The sequence below is a fragment of the Nannocystis pusilla genome, assembly GCF_026626665.1.
Taxonomy (GTDB): domain Bacteria; phylum Myxococcota_A; class Polyangia; order Nannocystales; family Nannocystaceae; genus Nannocystis; species Nannocystis pusilla.
The window spans coordinates 10844940-10865805 of record NZ_JAPNKE010000002.1 but is presented as its reverse complement, the minus strand read 5'-3'; the positions used below and the strand labels follow the sequence as shown (position 1 = coordinate 10865805).

At 71.2% G+C, this 20866-nt stretch carries 18 protein-coding genes and 2 pseudogenes; 10 read left to right on the top strand and 10 right to left on the bottom strand.

Annotated features, from left to right (window positions below; genetic code table 11):
* Positions 1–84 precede the first annotated feature (84 nt).
* Both OV079_RS48025 and OV079_RS48020 read left to right on the top strand, forming a co-directional pair.
* Positions 85–1623, top strand: coding sequence for a hypothetical protein (locus OV079_RS48025; protein ID WP_267776876.1), 1539 nt, complete (start codon positions 85–87; stop codon positions 1621–1623).
* 141 nt (positions 1624–1764) lie between these two features.
* Positions 1765–2802, top strand: a complete 1038-nt coding sequence (locus OV079_RS48020; RefSeq protein ID WP_267776874.1) for a YtfJ family protein — start codon at positions 1765–1767, stop codon at positions 2800–2802.
* Positions 2803–2912: 110 nt separating this feature from the next.
* On the opposite strand, the gene OV079_RS48015 is transcribed toward OV079_RS48020, so the two are convergent.
* The gene (locus OV079_RS48015) at positions 2913–3632 is read right to left on the bottom strand and encodes a Crp/Fnr family transcriptional regulator (protein ID WP_267704129.1); all 720 of its coding nucleotides are present in this window, start codon (positions 3630–3632) and stop codon (positions 2913–2915) included.
* A 103-nt stretch (positions 3633–3735) separates the two neighbouring features.
* Here OV079_RS48015 and OV079_RS59850 point away from each other — a divergent pair.
* The 4 genes and pseudogenes from OV079_RS59850 to OV079_RS48005 form a co-directional block, all read left to right on the top strand.
* Positions 3736–4848: pseudogene (locus tag OV079_RS59850) on the top strand (HAD-IG family 5'-nucleotidase); the annotation flags it as partial.
* A gap of 79 nt (positions 4849–4927) precedes the next feature.
* Positions 4928–5275 (top strand): 5'-nucleotidase domain-containing protein, encoded by a 348-nt coding sequence (locus OV079_RS59845; RefSeq protein ID WP_420829599.1) that lies wholly within the window; start codon positions 4928–4930, stop codon positions 5273–5275.
* 15 nt (positions 5276–5290) lie between these two features.
* A pseudogene (locus tag OV079_RS59840) lies at positions 5291–5709 on the top strand (secondary thiamine-phosphate synthase enzyme YjbQ).
* Positions 5710–6742: 1033 nt separating this feature from the next.
* Positions 6743–8008 (top strand): sigma-54-dependent Fis family transcriptional regulator, encoded by a 1266-nt coding sequence (locus tag OV079_RS48005; RefSeq protein WP_267776871.1) that lies wholly within the window; start codon positions 6743–6745, stop codon positions 8006–8008.
* Positions 8009–8047: 39 nt separating this feature from the next.
* Here OV079_RS48005 and OV079_RS48000 read toward each other — a convergent pair whose 3' ends face one another.
* The 9 genes from OV079_RS48000 to OV079_RS47960 form a co-directional block, all read right to left on the bottom strand.
* Positions 8048–8815, bottom strand: a complete 768-nt coding sequence (locus OV079_RS48000; protein WP_267776869.1) for a sterol desaturase family protein — start codon at positions 8813–8815, stop codon at positions 8048–8050.
* Entirely contained in the window at positions 8812–9036 is a 225-nt protein-coding gene (locus OV079_RS47995; RefSeq protein ID WP_267776868.1) for a hypothetical protein, read from the bottom strand. Before OV079_RS47995 ends, OV079_RS48000 begins: the two co-directional genes overlap by 4 nt.
* A gap of 312 nt (positions 9037–9348) precedes the next feature.
* Positions 9349–10194 carry an N-formylglutamate amidohydrolase gene (locus OV079_RS47990; RefSeq protein WP_267776865.1) on the bottom strand — a complete coding sequence of 282 codons (846 nt, stop codon included), beginning with the start codon at positions 10192–10194 and terminating at the stop codon, positions 9349–9351.
* A gap of 128 nt (positions 10195–10322) precedes the next feature.
* On the bottom strand, positions 10323–11417 hold the full coding sequence (locus OV079_RS47985; protein WP_420829598.1) for an LBF_2804 family protein: 1095 nt from the start codon (positions 11415–11417) through the stop codon (positions 10323–10325).
* A 348-nt stretch (positions 11418–11765) separates the two neighbouring features.
* Positions 11766–12173: an ABC transporter permease subunit gene (locus tag OV079_RS56845; RefSeq protein WP_267776862.1), complete on the bottom strand. Its 408-nt coding sequence runs from the start codon at positions 12171–12173 to the stop codon at positions 11766–11768.
* Between the two features lie 540 nt (positions 12174–12713).
* Positions 12714–13676 carry an ABC transporter permease gene (locus tag OV079_RS47975; protein ID WP_267776859.1) on the bottom strand — a complete coding sequence of 321 codons (963 nt, stop codon included), beginning with the start codon at positions 13674–13676 and terminating at the stop codon, positions 12714–12716.
* Positions 13677–13682: 6 nt separating this feature from the next.
* Positions 13683–14228: an RNA 2',3'-cyclic phosphodiesterase gene (thpR, locus tag OV079_RS47970; RefSeq protein WP_267776856.1), complete on the bottom strand. Its 546-nt coding sequence runs from the start codon at positions 14226–14228 to the stop codon at positions 13683–13685.
* 33 nt (positions 14229–14261) lie between these two features.
* Positions 14262–14831 (bottom strand): response regulator transcription factor, encoded by a 570-nt coding sequence (locus tag OV079_RS47965; RefSeq protein WP_267776855.1) that lies wholly within the window; start codon positions 14829–14831, stop codon positions 14262–14264.
* 66 nt (positions 14832–14897) lie between these two features.
* Positions 14898–16211, bottom strand: a complete 1314-nt coding sequence (locus OV079_RS47960) for a sensor histidine kinase (protein WP_267776854.1) — start codon at positions 16209–16211, stop codon at positions 14898–14900.
* A gap of 87 nt (positions 16212–16298) precedes the next feature.
* Between OV079_RS47960 and OV079_RS47955 the strand changes: the two genes are divergently transcribed.
* From OV079_RS47955 to OV079_RS47940, 4 genes are read left to right on the top strand one after another with little or no spacing between them, the layout of a single operon-like run.
* Complete coding sequence (locus OV079_RS47955) at positions 16299–17279, top strand: beta propeller repeat protein (protein ID WP_267776852.1); 981 nt, start codon at positions 16299–16301, stop codon at positions 17277–17279.
* Between the two features lie 41 nt (positions 17280–17320).
* Entirely contained in the window at positions 17321–18493 is a 1173-nt protein-coding gene (locus tag OV079_RS47950; RefSeq protein ID WP_267776851.1) for an NHL repeat-containing protein, read from the top strand.
* Between the two features lie 23 nt (positions 18494–18516).
* On the top strand, positions 18517–19653 hold the full coding sequence (locus OV079_RS47945) for an NHL domain-containing protein (RefSeq protein WP_267776850.1): 1137 nt from the start codon (positions 18517–18519) through the stop codon (positions 19651–19653).
* The gene (locus OV079_RS47940; RefSeq protein WP_267776849.1) at positions 19653–20801 is read left to right on the top strand and encodes a hypothetical protein; all 1149 of its coding nucleotides are present in this window, start codon (positions 19653–19655) and stop codon (positions 20799–20801) included. Before OV079_RS47945 ends, OV079_RS47940 begins: the two co-directional genes overlap by 1 nt.
* The last annotated feature ends 65 nt before the right edge of the window (positions 20802–20866 follow it).

Here is a 20866-nt window from a genome sequence, read left to right as displayed (position 1 = left end):
CTCCCTCGTGGGCCCCTGCGTCCTGCCGCGCTCGCCCTCTGGGCCGGCCTCTGCTCGCTCGGCTGTCGACCCGAGGGCGAACCGGTGGGCGCAGGTACCGGCAGCGACACGGACGCGGGCAGCGACACCGACTCCAGCGAGGTCCCGGACCCGGCCTTCCTCAACCCGGCGCTCGGCGACTTCCTCGTCGCCAGCACGCAACATGTCCCAAAAGACATCGTCGTCCAGAAAATCACGCTCGGCAACACCCAGTTGCTCATCGACGGCCAGACCGCCGGCACCCTCGGCCCTGGCAGCGCGCTCGGCGAGCTGACCGACGATCGCCTGCGGCTCTTCCTCCACGGCGCCCTCGCGCTCGGGACCCACACCCTGCAGCTGGCCTCGCTCACCCCCGACGGCCCGCGCTTCTCGGCCGCGTTGACCATGAACGTCGGCGCGCCGGACGATCCGCTGCCGCAGGTGTGGACCGAGCTCGACCCTGAGCCGCGCGACGTGGGCGACGCCTTGCTCGCCAGCGGCGCCGCTCCGGACATCCTCCTCGGCGTCGTCTCCGGCGGCCTCGACCCCACGCTCCGCCTGTACCGCGCCGACGAGGGCGCCTGGGCAGACACGCCGGTGCTCGAGACCACGCTCAAGGGATATGTCCCTGAGGTCATGTCTCTGGGACCAGGCATTGCCGCGATCGTCCTGCCCCCGGCGCCCGGCAGCGACGGCGCGGTCGTCCGTGTCGCGTACCGCCGCGGCATGCCCGGCGACGCCATCGTTACCCGCGACCTCACGATCTCCCCCGAGCCCAACATCGGCCCCTTGCAGACCGCGGTCGATCTGTCGGCCGACCTGTTTCGGGACGCGGAGTTCGCCGCGCTCGGCCGGCCGTTCCTCCTCGGCGACGTCCTGCTCACGGAGTTCCTGGCCGCCGACGACGCCGAGACGGCCCACCCCGGAGATCGGGCCATCGCCCACGTGCGTCGCAGCAGCGATCGCAGCAGCTGGGCGGCCCCCGAGCGGGTCTCGACCGCCAAGCCGCTCGACCTCGACGCTCTCGGGCCCGCGCTCTCCCTGCCGCAGCTCAGCCTCGGCGCCAGCATCTCCGTCCGCCTCGGTCAGCGCGTCACCGGCCTCCTCACGCTCTCCGACGCCGGCGCCGCCCTCATCTCGGAGCCGGGCGAAGAAATCGACCTGTCGCCCGGCGCACCCGCGGTGCTCACCACGATCACCAGCAACCTCGGCGCCCGCACCGTCGCCGCCGTCACCCCCGACCGGGGCATCGGCCTCGCCTTCCTCGGTACCAGCGGCAAGCCGAAGAACACCGCCGTCACCGTCCCCGCCGACAAGCTGCCCGACGCTCGTATCACCGCCCAGCCGGCCGCCGGCGTCCTTCTCGGTTACTCCGCCTTCCTCCTGCCCTACGGAGACGCCGCCCCCGTGCGCCTGGTGCTGGGCGACGGGATGCGCACCTACGTCCTTCCTCTCGTCGATCCCGAGCCGCTGTCGTGCCGCGCCGTGGTGCTGATGCCCAGCCTCGGCGGCAACCTCGACGCACCGGCCGTCCCACTCGCATGTCTGCAAGACAGCGGCTCGCTGCGCGTCGGCGTGCTCAAGGCCAGCCTCGCGGACCCCTGAAGGCCCCTCTTCGTCGGCGAAAGCTGCCTGGGCCATGATCGATCGCTCACGTCGTCGCCAGGCACGCGGCGGCGAATCTCCCGTCTTCGCCCCCGCCTGCGAAGTGGCGCCCGCGGGCCCCGCCGATATACTGCCCACCTCGTGTCGATCCTCCGCAAGATCGCCCTCGGCCTCGTCCTCCTGGTCTTGATCCTCCTCGGCCTCGTCGCCTGGATGCTGCGCTCGCGCGCCGAGGAGATCCCCGACGAGTTGCCGCCGATCAACGTCACCGAGGCCGACCCGCAGAAGCTCGTCATTCCCGGAGGCGGCGGCCTCGGCGACCTCGTGCTCGCCGATCTCAAGGGCCGCACCGTCTACATCATCGTCGAGGATCGCGAGAGCATGGCCGCACGCGAGTCGTCGGCCATGAGCCGCGCCATGGCCCGCTGGAACTATCCGGACACCGTGTCCGGTTTCGCCGTCGGCGACGCCGAGGGCTTCGGCGTGCTCGCCTCGAAGATCGAGGAGTTCGTCGGGCCGATGCGGCCCGAGCTGCGGCTGCCGCTCTACATCGACTTTCAGGGCGCCGTCACCAAGACTTTCAAGCTGCCGAAGGGCCACGTGGGGATCGTCGTCCTCGATCCGAGCGGCGCCGTCGTCTACCGCCACAGCGGCAAAATGGAGCCCGCCGAGATCGAGAAACTGCGCGACCTGTTGGGCGCCACGCTGCCTGCGCCGACGCCCGCTCCCGCCTTCAAGGTCGGCGAGCTCGACAACGCCGCCTGCGCCGGTCGCACCTGCGCCTTCGTCTTCCTCGGGGGCCCGGTCGCCCGCAAGGACATCCCTGGCGGCAAGCAGGGCTTCGACGGCAGCACGGACGACAGCATGAAGCAGTTCGCCAAGCCCGACGTGCGGCTGGCCGGCATCGTCGTCGACAGCGACGCGAAGCTCGACGCGGGCAAGGTCAGCGCGCAACTCGTCGGCCAGATCGACGGCGCCGAGCTCAAGCGCTGGAAGACCGCACCTGACAGCACCGAGGCTCGCGCGGCCTTTCAGATCCCCGCCGGCGAGGCTGCTCTCGTGGTCCTCGATCCGCAGGGGAATGTCGTCATGCGCGAGCTCGGTCGCGTGCCGATGTACAAGTTCGGCGTCCTGTCCGAGTTCATCGGCGTCGAGCTCAGCGACCGCGACGAACCCTGAGCCAGCAAACGATTGCTGACACCGGACCGACTCCCGGGGTTCGACCTCGTCCGTCTCACAGCCTCGCGCCCCCGCCGCCGGAGCCTCCAGCGAGGCCGAGCCAGGGCCGCTCAACAGAGCGCCGCGAGGCCCTCGCGATCGACGAGCACGACCGTGCGTCCCAGCAGATGGACGAGGTTGCGCTTGCGAAAGCTCGCCAGCGCCAGGGAAATGGTCTCTCGCGTCGATCCGATCAGGTTGGCCATCTCCTGATGCGTGATCTTGAGGTCGACCTTGATCCCATCCTCCGTCTCGTGCCCGTACTCGCGGCCGAGCTCGAGCAGGAGCGCCGCCAGCTTGGCGTGAACATCGCGGAACACGAAGTGCTCCAGCCTGGTCTCGGCGCTGCGCCGCCTCTGCGCCAGCACCTGAGCGAAGCGGAACGCCAGCACCGAGTCGGCGAAGATCAGGTCCCGCAGCGGCTCTCGCGGCAACAGCGCCACGATCGCGTTCTTCATCGCCTCTGCCATCTCCTCGCGCGGCGCGCCCGCGAACACACACAACTCGCCGAAGAACGCCCCCGGACCGTGATAATCGAGGGTCAGCTCCTTGCCGTCGCGCGACACCTTGCTGCACTTGACCCGCCCGCCCTGCAGGAAGAACACGTGCTCGCCCGGATCGCCCGGCAGGTACACGATCTGCCGCCGGCGGAATTCCTTGATCTCTACCACCGCGGCGAGCGCTCTCAGGTGCTCGCCGCCCACGCCCTCGAGCAGCGGGATCTTGCGCAGGTACCAGAGCACACGGCGCTCGTCCCTGGGCGGAGCAGGCTCCTTGGCGGCTTGATGCATGCGCGCTCTCGCTACCTCCTAAACTACGAGGCTTTGCGGATCCGCGCAATCCGGGAAACGCTCCGCCACCAGCGGGCTGCGCTGCTACCCTGAACGTCCCCCCATGTCGATCGCCAGCGGGCTCCCGTCTCCCATCCGCAGAGTGCTTCAGGAGGGCGAGCTCGTCCTCGAGGCTCCGTTTACCCGCCGGATCTTCACCAACCGCGATCTCGCGTTCGACCAGATCAGCGTCATCGGCTTCGACATGGACTACACCCTCGCGCTCTACCGCCAAGAGGAGCTCGAGGCGCTGTCGATCCGCTGCACCCTCGACAAGTTGATCGCGCGCGGCTACCCCGAAGCCCTGCGTGACATGCAGGCCGATCCGGCGTTCGCCATCCGCGGCCTCGTGGTCGACAAGACGTACGGCAACATCATCAAGATGGACCGCCACGGCTATGTCGGGCGCGCCTATCACGGCAAGAACCTGCTGCCCAAACCGACGCGCAAGGCCCTCTACCGCGCCCAGCGCCTCGGTACCGAGCGCGAGCGATTCGCCCCGGTCGACACCCTGTTCGCGCTGCCCGAGGTCACGATGTACGCCGAGGTCGTCGACCGCATCGACCAGCGCCCCGACCTGTGGCCCTCCGGCCCGCCGACCTACGCGCAGGCGTGGAACGACGTGCGCGAGTGCATCGACCAGGCCCACCAGGACGGCTCGCTCAAGGACCTGATCCAGGCCGACCTGCCTCGTTATTTCCAGCTCGACCTCGAGCTCGGGCCGACGCTGCACAAGTTCCGTTCCGCCGGCAAACGCCTGTTTCTCCTCACCAACAGCCTCCTGCCCTACACCGAATCGGTGCTCGGCTACGTCCTCGGCGGGCAGATGTCGGCCTACGCCACCTGGCGCGACTACTTCGACTGGGTCATCGTCGGCGCCCGCAAGCCCGAGTTCTTCACCGGCAACCAACCGTTCCAGGAGCTCGACGCCACCGCCAACCCGCTCGGACGCCCCACCGGCGAGCCGCGCCGTGGACGGATCTACAACGGCGGCAATCAGCTCGGGCTGCAAGCCTCTCTCGGCGTCCACCCCGACGAGGTGCTCTACGTCGGCGACCACATCTACGGCGACATCGTCCGCAGCAAGAAGAGCTCCGGTTGGCGCACCGCGCTGGTCGTCGAGGACCTCGAGCACGAGCTCGGCATCCGCCGCGACCGCCAGATCGCGCTCAAGGAGGTCGAGCAGCTCGTCCCTGCGGATCTCGCTGGCCGACGAGCTCTCGGCCCAGCGCTACCTGTCGCGCCTGCTCGCCCGCATGACTCCGGACGATCTGGTCCGCCAGGGCGTCGCCCCCGAGGCCGCCGAGAGCCTGCTGGCCGACACCCGCATCCAGGTCCGCCGCCGCTTCGACCGCCTGCGCAAGTACGAAGAGGAGATGGCAACGACCCTGGAACGCCGGATCGCCGACGTCGACGAGGCCTTCAACCCCTACTGGGGCTCCGTCTTCGCCGCCCGCCGCGATTCGAGCCGCTTCGGCGCCCAGGTCGAGAGCTACGCCTGCATCTACACCAGCCGCGTCACCAACTTCCGCTACGTCTCGCCCACCCGCTACTTCCACTCCCCGCACGGCTCGATGCCCCACTGGCACTCCTCGGCCAAGTGAGCGACGCTCGCGCGCATGAAGTCGTACCGCGAAGAGCTGGGTTCCAGACCGACACCCGACGCGCCTACCTCAACATCACGGCGCAGGTCGAGGCCGCGGTCCGCAAGAGCGGCGTGCGTGAAGGCCTCTGCCTCGTCAACGCGATGCACATCACCGCCAGCGTGTACATCAACGACGACGAGCCGGGCCTGCTCCAAGACTACGACGACTTCCTCGAGCGCCTGGCCCCGCACGCGCCCACCAGCCACTACCGGCATAACCGCACCGGCGAGGACAACGGCGACGCCCACATCAAACGTCAGCTCATGGGCCGTGAAGTGGTCGTGGCCATCACCGACGGCAAGCTCGACTTCGGGCCGTGGGAGCAGATCTTCTACGCCGAATTCGACGGACGCCGCCGCAAGCGGGCGCTGATCAAGATCATCGGCGAGTGACGCCGCGAGAGCGCCGCCAGGACGGCCTCGCTCCGATTCGGAGCGCAGCAGGTCCCGCGGGCGCGCGAGGTGAAGCCTCTTCATCGGACCCGAGCTCCGTCCCGGCGAGCCCTGGGCGCTCCCGCGACGGACATCTCCTCGGCGCCGACGCCCAGCGGCTTCGCGTCGCTACTACGCGTCGCATGCACCGAGCTGTGAATCACTGGGAACACGGATCCAGCATATCGCCTCGCCTGTTCCGCACCAGCGCGGCAATTCGTGCTTCCTCACCAAATCCAGTTGGGACCACGCAATCACAGTAGTCCATCCCCAAATAAAATTGCATCGATTAAATCGTGGCACTTCATAACGGTCTCAATTAGCTTCCCCGCATGGTTCGCGCTCGACCCTCACAGGAGTGCCCCATGCTCGCGCCTCTCCCCGCGTTGCCTGGCTTTCGCCTGCAGTCTCATCTCGGCTCCCGCCCTTCGGGCCACGTCCACCGCGCTCGCTACGAGCGTCTTTCGTGCGATGTCGCCATCACGCTGCTCGACCTGCGTCGCTGCGCTCCGTTCGGATTGGCTCACCTGGCGGCGATCGCATCCTCACCGCTCATGAGCGGGGCTCGGCGCTACGAAGTCGTCCCGACCTGGCCCACGCCTTCGGGGTCATGGACTTGCGGCCCGGACAGAGCCTCCTCCACAGGCGACACCGGGCCTCTGGCTCCGGAGCAGCCGCGGCCGCGGAGCCGGCTTCATCACCCCCAGGGGCACGACCCCGGGCCTTCGCCGCGACCGTCGTCATGGACGCCATCGCCGGCGGCCTCGCACTCACCTGTCTCCGAAGCCATGTCATCCCCCAACTCCAGTGGGTGGTCCCCGCCAGCGCTGCCCAACCCGCGTTGGGGCTCCTCCGAATCGAGCGCCCAAGTCCGCCTCAGCGGTCGTTTACGGGTTGGCAAGCGATCTGCAGAGGCCGCGACGACCAGGAGTCCTTGCGCATGACCGAGCACTGTCCTGCCCCCACCCCACCTATCCGCGACCTCACTGCCGCCATGAATTCCGGGCTCGTCCTTCAGGACATGTCCCTTCAAAAGCCCGAGCGCGTCGTCCATCGCGTCGTGCTGCGCGTCGCCGCCGGGCCCGACATCGGCCGCCTGTTCACCTTCGATCTCGATGTCGCGGGCCCTCCGGTCCGCGGGGGCCGCAGCGAGCTGTGCGACCTCGACCTCCGCGATCCCCGGGTCAGCGACATGCACTTCGAGCTAACCCCGCAGCGGGGGGCGCTTATCGTCCGCGACCTCGACAGCGCCACCGGGGTGCTCGTCGGCGACATGCGGGTACGGGAGGCCTGGCTCGTGCCCGGGACAGGATTTTGTATCGGCGGCACTCGCCTCGAGCTGGTAGCCCTCGAGCTTCTCGATATCCCCCTGCCGCCCTTCTGTCGCTTCGGCGACCTCGACGGCCACAGCCCGCCGATGCGGCTGACGTTCCACCGCCTGGCCGAGCTGATGGCCCGTCCGGGACGCTGTCACGGGCTGTTCTCGGGCGAAGCAGGGACCGGCAAAGCGCTCGCCGCCCGTAGCCTCCATCTCATGGGTCCCGATCGGGACACGAACTTCGTGGTCGTCGACCTGCGCCGGATGCCGCGGGAGCAGATCGACGCCGAGCTGTTCGGCACGCCCACGCGTCGGGGCCGCCTCGCCGAGGCCAGCGGCGGCACGTTGCTCTTGCAGGCCATCGACGAGCTCCCGCTGGCCATCCAGACGGTCCTCGAGCGCGCCATCGCCTCGACGCCGGTGCGACTGCTGGCCACCACCCGGCGCGACCTGCAACGCCTGGCCGCGGCCGGCCTGTTCGACCGCGACCTCCACGCGCGCCTGAGCGGCTTTCACGTGGTGCTCGCGCCGCTGCGCGAGCGTGGCCGCGACGTGGTCCTCCTGGCCGAACGGCTCCTGACCCGCCTCGGCGTCGACGGCCGCAGCCGCATGCTGTCGGCCGAGGCCGTCGCCGCCATGCGCGAGTACTCGTGGCCGGGCAACGTGCGCGAGCTCGAATTCGTGGTCGAGCGCGCTCGACTGGTCACGGGAGGCGCGGTGATCGAGCGCGCCGACCTCGGCCTCGGTCGCGACCTCGACCCGAACCTCGCCCGGGTCGCCGCGCTCATGCACAGCACCCACGACGAGGCCGTCGCCGGCTTCGAGACGCTCTACTTCCGCCACCAACTCTGCGCCCATCGCACCAAGATCGCGGCGGCTCGCGCGGCCGGGATGACGGGCGAGGGCTTCCGTCTGGCTTGCCGCCGGGTGCGCGTGTTCTGAGGCTCGCCATGCCCGACGCTTCGCGCCAGGACCTCGCCCCTAACCGCGCCGGAACGGCCGCACGAGCTGCGCCAGGTAGCGACGCGGCCACGGTTCGGTCAGGCCGAGCGGGTAAGTCTCCGGGCCGCGCGGGCGATGATATGTCCCGAAGAGCAGATCGAGATAGGGCGCCAGGTTGGCGAAGTTGTGCCGGGTCCGATCGACGCGGGCGTGGTGCCAGTGGTGCAGTTCCGGCGCCCCGAGCACGAGTCCGAGCGGACCGAGCGGCAGCTGCACGTTCGCGTGGATCAGGATCGCCCACAGGCCGCGGAACATCGCCAGCCCGCCGAGCGCCGCGAACGGCAGACCGAGCGCGATGCCCGGCAGGTTCACGCACAGCTGGGTCAGGGCACCGTCGACCGGGTGCTCGCGGTGTGCCGCCAACCAGTCGAGCTCCTCGGAGCTGTGATGCACCGCGTGGAACCGCCACAGCGGGCCCCAGGAGTGGCAGGCGCGGTGAAACCAGTAGGTCAGCAGATCGCCGAGCACCAATGCCAGGACGATCTGGGCCCATAGCGGAAGTCCCATCGACCATGTCCGAAGAGACATGGGCCACAGGCCGGCGAGCGCGTAGTCCATCCACGTCAGGACCGTCACCGCGACCGCCGAGAACACCAGGTACTGGCCGAGGAAGAAGGTGGCGTCGATCGCCAGTTCCCGCCGCAGCACCGCCTGCTCCGGGCGAGCCGGGAACATCCGTTCCAGCGGCCCGTAGATCGCCGCCAACACGGCCGCGCTGGCGACCGTGGCCAGGAACAGCTCGATCACTGCGGCGCCGCCTGCTGCGGCTGCGGTGCCTGTTGCTGCACCGCGGGCTCCCGCGCCGGCTCGAGGAGCGGCTCGGGGTGGATCGCCGGCCCCGCCTTCGAGGCCGGGAAGTAATTCTTGCCGACCTCGAGGTTCCTCGGCTCGGGGCTGTCGGCCGCCCTGCTCTCCGCGGGCGGCGTCCCCGGCTGCGGCCCCGGACCGGGGGCGTTCGCGGCCTGCACGGCGGGCGCCGCGGCTTGGGTCGCGGGCGCCGTCTTGGCGGCCTCGGAAGCGGGTGGCTGCGCCGGTGTCGCCGGTTGATGGGGTGGCGGCGAGGCGGGCCCGTCACAGCCCGTCATGCCGCCTGCCCGCAAGATCAGGACCGCGGCGAGGCCGGTCGACGACAACAGCACCGCCGCTCGCAAAAGGCGGCGGCCGGGGCTCGTTTCCTCAGAATCGCGGCGCTGCATCCCTTCGACCGTCGCACATTCGTGGCCGGCTGTCTCGCCGCGAGCAGCCCCCGGCATCAGGCGCCGGGCGACCCCGCGCCGGGGTCAGCGGACCTGCCGGGCCAGCGCTTGCGACAGCGCCACGGCGAGCGGCCGCGTCATGCGCTCGACGTTCACGGGGCTGATCGGCGACTCGCCGAACGGCACGAACGGCTCGGCCAGCAGCCCGCGATTCAGCTCGACGCACAGCACCTGGCCGGGATAGGCCCGCGCGTACTGATAGCCCATGGTCGCGGGGTGGAGCTTGTACGTCTCGTTCTCGCGCGCGTCGACGTTGATGGCGGCGAAGGCCGCCCGCACCGCTCCGACCAGCTCCGGCGACGACCACATCGTGCCCTCGCCATCGGCGCAGATCAGGTCGACCGCGGGCCGCTCGGGCCAGGTCTCGTAGACCGCCGGCTCGTACGCGCGGCGCAGCGCCGTCACGATCTGGCCGTCGATGCGGTCGATACCGACCGACCGCGGCGCGTACGAATGCAGCTGCAGCGCCAGCCCGCCCGCCCCGCACAGGCGCCGATAGGCTCGCTCGGTGAGCGCGTGGTAGGTGGCGTGCAGCTCGGCGAGCAGCGCCTGGTCGGCCGGCTCCTCGATGTACGCCGCGAACGCCGGCGTCAGCCCGTCGACCACCGCCCCCGCCGGCGCCCCCAGCACCACGCGGTTGCAATCGATGAAGGTCCGCGGCACCAGGCAGCGCAGAATCAACGTACCGTAGCCCTCGGCCGCCAGCGCCTCGCCGAGCCACTGCGCCGATTCGGGGGTGCCGATGTCGGTATTGACATAGAAGAACGCCTCGAGGTTATCGGGCAGCGTCCCCGTGAGGCGCGCGCGCGGCCTCGTAATCGGCGGTACGCGTGGCGCCGTGCGGCAGCTCGACCAGCAGCGTCGGCGCACCCGCCCGCGGCGGCGTATACACGACCTCGCAGACCCCCGGGACGGCGACGAAATCCTCGAATACGGTCGGCATCGCGCAGCAGCGCCAACCCGGTCCGGAGCTGTCGACCGTCTCCGCTGATGCAGACTCACGTCGGCGCCAGTTGACGCGTCAGCAGCGCCTCGATCCCGGCCCCGCGCACGAAGTCGCGGCACATCGCGCGAACTTCACCCGCGGTGAAGCGGAACACGCCGCGCTCCGCGAGCTCGCGGATCCGTCGCCGCTCGCGCCACGAGATCTGGCCGTCGAGCAGGAACCCGATGACGATCAGCAGCACCGCCGCGCGACGCAACCTCTCCGGCGCCGCGGTGAGCCGCGCCAGGTAATCCTCGAGCGAGCCCTGATTCGGCTCGACGGCGATCGCGTAGCGATCGATGAGCGCCTTCGTCAGCGCGAAGTGATTCTGATGGAAATCGCGCTTGCTGACGGCGATGAAGCGGAACGTGTCGTAAAGCAGCGCCCTGTCCTCCGGGCTCTGCGCCAGATCGGCGGGCAGACGCACGCACAGGTGCTCGATCAGCTTCTGGCCCATGATGATCACCTTGGCCTCGTGCAGCACCGAATGCGTGCTCCAGGCGTTGATGGCCATGTAGATCGGCATCCCCGCGAAGTCGAGCACCTCGCGCACGGCGAAGCGTCCGAGCAGCCGCTGCCCCGCGTAGCGGAGGATCTTGCTGCCGAGCCAGCCCTTCAGGCGCAAGAGCAGGTTGACCAGGAAGAGCAGCGTCGGATTGACGCCGAGGAACGGATCGATGCCGTACTTGAGGAGCCCGCGGTGCTTGTTCTCGAGGCCGATGTCGATGAGCGTGCCGGCGACCTCCGCCTTGTTGTGCGGGCCGAGCAACCCGGTCGCCGCGGCGATCTCGTGGACGCCCCACAGGTTGAGCAGCACCAGCGCGTAGATCTCGATCACCATGAGGAGCAGGCCCCACAGCGTCTCGGCCCACGGTACTGCCAGGTCGCCGCCGAACAGCGACACAGTGACCGAGGGGAACAGCTCGGGAGCGCTGTAGACCGGCATGAAGTACAGGAGGAAGCCGACCACGCTCATCGCCGCCGCGCTGGCCACGGCGACGCGATGGGTGCGCCGGACCGCCGCGAGCTCCGCGTCGCTGAGCAAATGCAGCTGACCGTCGCTCGGGAGCGTGCGCACGGGCAGACGGTCGAAGAATCGGCGGAACAGCGCGCTCGCGACGTCCGCTCTCCACTATCACGGCGCGTCGACGGTTCGCTACGGCGTCGCGCGCGGACACAGCCAGCGCGCAGCCTCGCCCGCCGCGGCACGGAGCCCCGAGCTCGCCGCAACTCGGCGCCGGGGTGGTGTCGGTTGCGCTGCCACCACACAACCGCGCAGCACCGCGAGCACCTCGGCCGGGTCGGCGCCGCACCGCGCCGAGGCCCATGCGGGGTCGACCTCGACGATGGCCCAGCCGCGGCCCTCGCTCGCGTCGTCGTCGCGCGCACCTCACCCCGCGACAGGCCGCATCACATGACCCGAAGACCAGCTCCCACGAACCGCTTGGACGAAGCCTCACTCTTTGCGCCGGCCCGAGCGGTCCGCCAGCACCTGGGCGCACAGCACCAGCAGGGCCAGCGGCGCGCTCGCGGCCAGCGTCGGCCACCACACCCCGCGCGCCAGCTCGCTGCCGCTGCGCGCCAGCAGCTTCCCCCAACTGGGCAGCTCGGGCGCGCTCGCGCCGAGGTACGCCAGCAACGCCTCGACCTTGACCGCATGGGCGAACAGCACCACCAGCGCCGACAACAGCACCGGCCGCAACGCCGGGACCACGTGCCAGCCGATCTGGTGCAGCGTGCCCGCGCCCATCGCCTGGGCCGCGCGGTAGTAGTCGGCAGCGCGCAACCGCTGGCCCTCCGCGCGGGCGGCCCGGAACACCCCCGTCCACTGGGTCGCCGCGATCGCCACCACCACCGTCGACACACCTGGCTCGAGGCCAGGGCCATCGCCAGCAGCGCGACCACCGGGGGAACCGCTGCGAACGCGTCCGTGGCCCCCGACAGCAGCCGGTCGGTCCACCCGCCGCGCAGGCCCGCCCAGGCTCCCAGCGCCCCGCCGACCGCCACCGCGCCCGCCGCTCCGCCGACCCCCGCGACCAGGGACACCCGCGCCCCCTGCACTGCCTGGGCGAACAGATCGTAGCCGAGCGCGTCGGTGCCGAGCCATGCGTCTGTCCCTGGGGACATGTAAGGCCGACCGACCGGAACGTCCCACGCCTGGGCCCACAGCCCCGCGGCCGCTCCGAGCGCGAGCACCACGAATCCGCCGAGCCCGAGCAGCGCCAGCCTGCCCGCGTGTCCCAGCGCTCGCGTCACCCGCCGCCTCCGCCGTCAGTGACATGCCCTTCGAGAACATGTCCCGGAGAACATCAACATGCGACGCCCTCCAGCGCCCACACCGCGGCCGAAAATCCCACGACATGTCCCCGAGGACATACGAAGCGCCGCATCTCGCCCGTCCACCTCACGCCACGTCCCTCCGCCGCACCCGCGGGTCGACCAGCCACACCACCCCGTCACACAGCGCCTGCCCGGCGATCGTCACCGCTGCCGTGGCCACCGCGATCGCCTGCACCAGCGCCGCGTCGGCCTCGTGAATCGCCGCGACCAGCAGCGCGCCGAGCCCGGGGATGTTGAACAGCTCCTCGATCACCACGCTGCCGACGACCACGTGCGAGAGCCGCTGGCCGACGCGCGCCACGATCGGCCCGACCGCGGCCCGCAGCGCGTGCCGCAAGGCCCGCCGCTCCGGCACGCCCCGCGCGCGCAGGCCGTCGAGGTGCGGCGCCGCCAGCTCGCGCTCGAACACCGCCCGGTAGTGGCGCACGTCGGGCCCCCACTGCAGCAGCGCCCACACCAGCGCCGGCAGCATCACGTACGCCAGCGGGCTCGCGCCGGCGCCCGCGAGCGGCCAGCCGAGCACCGGGAACCAGCCGAGGCGGTGCGCCAGCACGTGCTGCGCCAGCACCACCACGATCACGCTCGACGTGCTGATGACCGCCGTCGACAGCCCGGACAGGGCGCGGTCGACCCCGCGCCGGCGGGCCGCCGCCAGCCCTCCCAGCACCGCCGCCGCCGTCCCCAGCAGCCAACCGGGCAGCGCGTAGGCCAGCGTCGGCCCCAGCGCCTGCAGCATCAGCGCCCCGGCCGGCTCGCCGCGCGCCTGGCTCGGGCCGAAGTCGAACGTGATGGCTCTTGCGACATGTTCCAAGAGACGTGTCCCGAAGGACCGGTCGAGCCCCATCGCCGCGCGCAGCGCCTCGCGCGCCTCGGGGCTGGCGCCGCGGCCGAGGCGCAGCGCGGCCGGGTCGGCCAGCCACTCGAAGGTCGCGAACACCAGCGCCGCCACCAGCACCAGCGAGGCCGCCGCGACCACCAGGCGCCGCAGCACGGCCGGCCAGGGGATGGGCGGGCGCGGCGAGGACATGGCCCTTCAGACAGGTCGCAGCGGGAACGCAGCCTCGATGCGGTAGGCCGAGCCGCGGTGCGTCTTCGTGCTCGAGAACAGCAGCACGCGCTCGACCGGGAACAGCTCGGTGCGCATCAGCGCGTGCTCGGTGATGTAGACCATCACGTCGTCGAGCTCGCAGTCGCCGGTGCGGGCGATGGTCACGTGCGGGGTGAACTTGCGCGGGTCGGCCGGCACGTCGGGGACCTTGCGCAGGCAGGCGTCGACCTTCTGGCGCAGCGCGAGCACCGGGCCCGGGTCGGCGAGCCCGGCCCACACCGACGTCGGCAGGCCGCGCGGCGGGAACACGCCCATTCCCTTGAGGCCGAGCAGGAACGACGGGCTGTCGAGCTCCTGCAGCGCGTCGACGATCTCACGATGGACCCGGCCGTCGACCTCGCCGATGAAGCGCAGCGTCAGGTGGAACTTGTCGGCGCCCTCCCAGCGAGCCTCGGGCAGGCCGTAACACATCATTTCGAGGTGGTCGTCGACGCCGGGTGGCAGATCGATCCCGATGAACAGGCGGGGCACCCGGCGACTATAGCGCGAACCGCCCCGCCGCGCTCACGGCGCTTCCGGCGGCTCGTGCGACGGCCGCCCGCGGGCCAGCTTGCGCTGCAGGCTGCGGCGGTGCATCCCCAGCCGGCGCGCGGCCTCCGACACGTTGCCGTTGCAGTCGGTGAGCACCTGCTGGAGGTGCTCCCACTCGAGCTCGTCGAGCGGCTTGGCCGCGTGCGGGCTCGGCGGTTCGACGATCGTCGGCTCGACGCGCTCGAACGCCCGCAGGATCTCGTCGGGCTCGGCCGGCTTGGTCAGGTAGTACGTCGCTCCCAGCTTGATCGCCTCGATCGCCGAGGCGATGCTGCCGAACCCCGTCAGCACCACGATCGCCATGGTCGGGTCGAGCTTGCGCAGCGCCGCCACCAGCTCGAGGCCGCCGCGGCCCGGCATGCGCAGGTCCACCACCGCCCGGTCCGGCGCCCACGCCTCCGCCTCGGCCATGGCGTCGTCGAAGTTGTGGGCGACGATCGCCGCGCAGCCGCGGCGGCGCAGCGAACCCGCCAGGGCGGCGCAGAACGGCTTGTCGTCGTCGACCACGAGCACCGTGCTGTGGCTGTCCTCTGCCTCCGACATCCCGCGCTCCTCCGCCGCAAGCATCCCGCGCCGGTGACGTCGCGGCAAGTCTGCGGGCGTGCGGCCTCAACCGCCGCGACCGTCGGTCGCACCCTCGCGCAGGGCCTCGCGCAGCGGGAAGCGGACGGTCGTCGTGGTCCCGCGGCCGTGCTCCGACTCGAGCTCGATCGTCCCGCCGAGCTTGCGCAGGTGGGCCCGCGCCAGGAACAGCCCCAGGCCCATCCCCTTGCCCTCCGGCTTGGTCGAGAAGAACGGGTCGAACGCGGCCGCCACCGCCTCCGGCGGCATGCCCACGCCGTCGTCGCGCACACGCAGCAGCGCGTGGTCCGCCGCCACGTCGATCGTCCCCCGCACGCCCGCGCTGCCCGGCTTGGCGCGGCAGGCGTCGATCGCGTTGGTGCCCACGGCGCGCACGATCTGCAGCACCACTTCTTGCGGCTGCGTCGTCGTCGCCGTCGCCCCGGCCGCCGACAGCTCGATCGTCACCTCGTTGCCGAGCGAGCGCAGCGCCTCGCCGAGCTCGGCCAGCGGCCACGCCTCGGCCGACGCCGCCAGGCTGCCGACGCGCAGCTCGGGCGACGACATCTGCTGCAGGATGTGCTTGCAGCGGGCCAGCTCGTGGCGGATCGTCTGCATCGCCTCGGTCTGCTCGCGCGGCTCCATCAGCGGCAGGTCGGCCACCAGCACGCCGATGGTCGCCAGCGGCGAGCCGAGCTCGTGGGCGGCGCCGGCCGCGAGGGTCCCGAGCGCGGCCAGTTGGCGGTCCTGCTGGGCCGTCATGCGCAGCCGCTCGAGCTCGGCGCGCTGACGCGCCAGCGACAGCGCGATCCGGTGCACGAAGTAGATCACGAACGCGGCCGAGATGCCGAAGGCCACCCACATGCCGCGGATGTGGCCGAGGAAGTGCTCTTCGTGGCCGGGTGGGCCGACCGGCGCCGGGCCGAGCACGAACAGGCTGGCGAACCCGAGCAGGCACGCCCCGCCGATCGCCCACGCCCAGCCCGGCGACAGCTGGATCGCCAGCGTCATCGGCACGAAGTACATGCTCGTGAACGCGTTCGAGACCCCGCCCGACAGCGCCAGCAGGGCCGTCAGCGCCGCGGTGTCGAGCAGCAGGTGCGTGCCCGCGAGCGACATCGTCGCCCGCCCGCGGGCCAACACTTGCCGCGACACCCACAGGTTGGCGACCGCCATCAGCACGACGACGATGCTCGTCCCGATCGGCTCCGGCGGCGGCGGGAACCACGACACGATCTGGCGGAACAGCGTCGGCCGGACCGCCTGCAGCGTCCAGCCGAGCGCGATGAGCCCGAGCATCACCCAGCGGGCCACCACGAACAGCCGCAGCGTGATCTGGACCGAGCTCGTGAGCCGTTGCATCGCGCGACCATGCCACAAAAGTCGCGCCGGGGTCGGCGGCGCGCGGGCTTGCGACCGCCGGTCGCGCCGGTGTGCTACCGTCGCGCCATGCGTCGCGCCGCCTTCGCCTGTCTTATTTCGTTGTCCGCCTGTCCGCAGCCTTCGCCCGCCGAGGGCACCTGGGAGATCGTCGAAAAGGGCCTTCCCGGGGCGCTGATGAGCGTGTGGGGCAGCAGCCCCGAGGATGTCTGGGTGGTCGGCGCCGACGCCGGCGACGGCCCGGCCGTCAAGCACTGGGACGGTGCCACCTGGACCGAGCTCGACGCCGGCAGCCCCGGCCATCTGTGGTGGGTCAGCGGCCGGGGCGACGGCGTGTGGATGGCGGGCGACGGCGGGCGGATCCTCCGATATGACCGAGAGGACATGTCCTTCGAGTCATGGACGGCTCCGTCTCCCGAGCGCCTCTACGGCGTGTTCCCGCTGGCCGAGGACGACGTATGGGCGTGCGGCAGCAACGATCAGAACACCGCCGGCGTGATCTGGCGCTATGACGGCGCCGCCTGGGCTGCGCCGGCGGACCTCACCCCCGAGCTGACGGAAGGCTTCGCCTGCTTCAAGGTCTGGGGATCGCGTGCCGACGATCTGTGGTTCGTCGGCTACGGCGGGGTCGTCCTCCATTACAAGGGCGGCACCTGGAGCCGCATCGAGCTGCCGTCCGACCGACCGCTGTTCACCGTGCACGGAGTCGGCGGTGACGTGTTCGCGGTCGGGGGTGCGGTCTCGGGCTACATCGTCGAGCTCCGCGACGACGGCGCCCGCGACGTCACGCCGAAGGGCGAGGTCCCGCAGCTCGCGGGGGTCTACGCGAGCGAATCCGCCACGGTCGCGGTCGGGCTCGAGGGTGCGGTCTGGGAGCGCGGGGATGACGGTGTTTGGACCGCGATCGAGGCTGCTCCGACCACGCCGCTGGAGTACCATGCCGTCTACGTCGATCCCGCCGACGAGATTTGGGCGGTGGGGGGCCGGATCTACACCGGCAACCTGAGCGACGGACTGCTCACCCATTACGGCGCCCCGCTCCCACAGTGAACGCTGAACCAGCCCTTAGCACGAAGCATCGGTACCCCCAGATGACACGCAGCCAACCGCTCCTCTCGCTCTTCGCAGTCGTCGCCCTCGCGTCCGCATGTGACAGCGACGGCCCCCCGCCCTGCCCGACCACCGCCGGCACGATCTGCACCTGGGCCGGCGACGGCGAGGCCGGCTTCAACGGCGACGACGAGCCGCTGTCGGAGGCCCGCCTGTACTGGCCTATCGACGTCACGATCACCAAGGGCGGCGAGTTCTACATCCTCGACTGGAACAACCACCAGGTCCGCCTCCTGACCGAGGAAGGCACGCTGAAGACCGTCCTGGGCACCGACTTCGTCGGCGACGGCCCGTTCGACCTGTCCGACCTGATGCCGCCGGGCACCGCCGGCACCAACATCAACCTCAACCACCCCACGCAGATGCTCGAGGAGGCGAGCGGCACGCTGCTGCTGGTCTCGTGGCACAACCACAAGCTCCGCCGCTACGACCCGAAGACCGGCAAGGCCTACGTGATCATCGGGCGCGGGGCCGGCTACGCGGGCGACGGCGGGCCGATCGGCGACCCCGACGCGCGGCTCAACCAGCCCTCGGGCGGCGTGCTCGACGGCGACGGCAACCTCTACCTGCTCGACCAGCGCAACCAGCGGATCCGCCTGCTCTCGGCCGACGGTTCGATGCTCAGCACCGTGGCCGGCTCCGGCGAGATGGGCTACGACGGCGACGGCGGCGCGCCGATGGCGGCCAAGTTCCACTTCCCGCCCGGCAGCAACCCGCCGCCCGCCGGCACCCTGGCGCTCGACGCCAAGGGCCGCCTCTACGTCGCCGACACCCTGAACCACGCGATCCGCCGCATCGACTTCGCCGCCGACACCATCGAGACGGTGGCGGGCACCGGCGAGGCCGGCTACGGCGGCGACGACGGCCCCGGCTCCGCGGCCAAGCTCAACAACCCGCGCGACATCGAGATCGGCCCCGACGGCCGGCTCTACATCGCCGACGAGCTCAACCACCGCGTCCGCGTCCTCGACGTCGAGTCGGGCGTCATCACCACCGTGGCCGGCAACGGCCGCGCCGAGTTCAGCGGCGACCGGGGGCCCGCGGTCGACGCCGGCCTCAACCGCCCGACCGGCGTCGCGTTCGACGCCGACGGCACCCTCTACATCAGCGACAGCCACAACCACCGCGTCCGCACCGTGGTCCTCGGCAAGTAACTTAGGCACAGGAACTTAAAGCCATGTCCATCAAGACCTCCGCCACCCTGCTCTCGCTCGCGGCCCTGACCCTCGCGGCGAGCCCCGCCTGCGATCGCGGCGACGAGCGCTGCCAGCCGGGCCCCGGCAAGATCTGCAACTACCTCGGAACCGGCGAGGCCGGCCTCGGCGACGACGGCCTCGACCGCGAGGACACCGAGCTGTACCTCCCGCAGGACCTCACCTTCGCGGCCGACGGCCGGCCCTACGTGCTCGACTGGAACAACCACCGCATCATCGTCGTCGAGGCCGACGACACGGTGACGCGCGTGGTCGGCACGGGCGAGCTCGGCGACGCACCCGACGGCGACGCGCTGAAGACCAACCTCAATCATCCGACCCACCTGAGCAACTCGCCCGACGGCAAGCTCATCATCTCGGCCTGGCACAACTCGAAGATCATCGAGTTCGACACCAAGGCGGGCACGCTGACGACGATCTGCGGCAACGGCATGCGCAGCTACGGCGGCGACGGCGGCCCGGCCAAGGACGCGATCCTCGACCTGCCGGTGGCCACGGCGTTCGACGCCGCCGGCAACATGTACATCACGGATCAGGCGAACCAGCGGATCCGCAAGGTCGGGGTCGACAAGAAGATCGAGACCTTCCTCGGCACCGGCATGGCCGGCTTCAGCGGCGACGACGGCCCGGCCGTGGCGGCGCAGATCAAGCTGCCGGGCGGGCAGTCGGCGCCGCCGGCCGGGCGCCTGGCGATCGACGGCGCCGGCAACATCTTCCTCGCCGACTCGGGCAACAACCGGATCCGCAAGATCGACCCGTCGGGCGTGATCAGCACCTACGCCGGCAACGGCGACCCCACCTTCGGCGGCGACGGCGGTCCGGCGCTCGCGGCCTCGCTGTCGCGCCCCAGCGACATCGACCTCGACCCCGCGGGCAACCTCTACATCGCCGACACCGACAACTCCTGCGTGCGCAAGGTCGACACCGAGGGCGTGATCACCACCGTCGCCGGCCAGTGCGGCAACCCCGGCTACGGCGGCGACGGCGGGCGGGCGGCGGCGGCCCTGCTCGACCGCCCCTACGGCGTCGCGTGGGAGGACGGCCTGCTCTACATCGCCGACACCCACAATCACCGGATCCGCGTCGTCGGCCTCGAGTGATGCCTGTCCTTCGGGACATCCTCGTCCGGGCGGCGCCGCCGGCGGCGCTGCTCGCGGCGCTGGCGTGGTCGGAGGCCGCCTCGGCGGGCAACGTCGGCCTGCCGCGCACGCCCGTGCTGCACCGGGGCGAGGCGTGCCTGACCCGGGTCGACCGCAGCGTCGACCCGGTCGTCCACCTCGACTACACGATCCCCTCGATCGACATCTGCCTCACGCCCGACGAGCCGGCCGACAGCCGCACCCACCAGTTCGTGGCCTTCTGCCGCGACGCGCCGCCCGAGTCGATCCCGCATTGGCTGAGCCTGGCCGACGTCCAGGCCAACATCGACTCCGGCTACTTCGACCCGGCCGAGCTGAAGCCGGGGCAGGTCGTCGAGGACAGCCCCTACTTCGCCGACTGCTGGTGGCCGATCACCGGCGCCGCCGAGCGCCGGCCGATCACCTGCGAGGCGGCGCGACCGGGCGTCGACTGGGACACCTCCGCGCTCGCGCCCGGCGCGTACGTGGTGGCCGGCTACACCTACGAGCCGGTCCTCAACGACTGGACGCCGCGCCGCGGGGTGTTCCGCGTGCACGACGGCGACCTCGACGCGGCGCCGCCGGCGGCCGCCATCTTCACCACCGCGGTCGACGTGTGGTACGGCGACCCGGTGCGCCTGGCCGCGTGCGTCGACGCGATGCCCGGCTCGACCTGGCGGCTCGAGTACGCCGCGATGCCCGACGAGCCGCGCCTCGAGCTCGACTGGCAGACGCTCGTCCCGGTCTCGCCGGTCGAGTCGACCGAGTTCGACATCGAGCTCGTGCTCGACGACGTCCACGCCGACGTCCGCCTGCACGTGCGCCTGGTCGTCGAGGACCCGGAGGGCCGCACGACCTTCGCCCACATGCCCACCCCGGGCACGGTGCTGATGCGCAAGCAGACCGGCGTGACCGGCAGCGGCGGCGACGAGCCGAACGACTTCGACTTCTGCCGCGACAACCCGGCCGCCGACGACCTGCCGGATTGCGGCAAGACGAGCGAGCCCGAGTCGTCGGGTCAGACGCCCGACGACCCGGGCGACGGCTGCGCCTGCGACTCGCAGGCCTCCAGCGGCCCGATGCTCGCGCTGCTGGTCCTGCTCGCGCACCGTCGCCGGCGCGGACGCTGAACCCACGCAGCTCCGGGCGTCGGCAGCGGCCCACCGACGCCCGGATTCGTGGTCTTACCATTGCG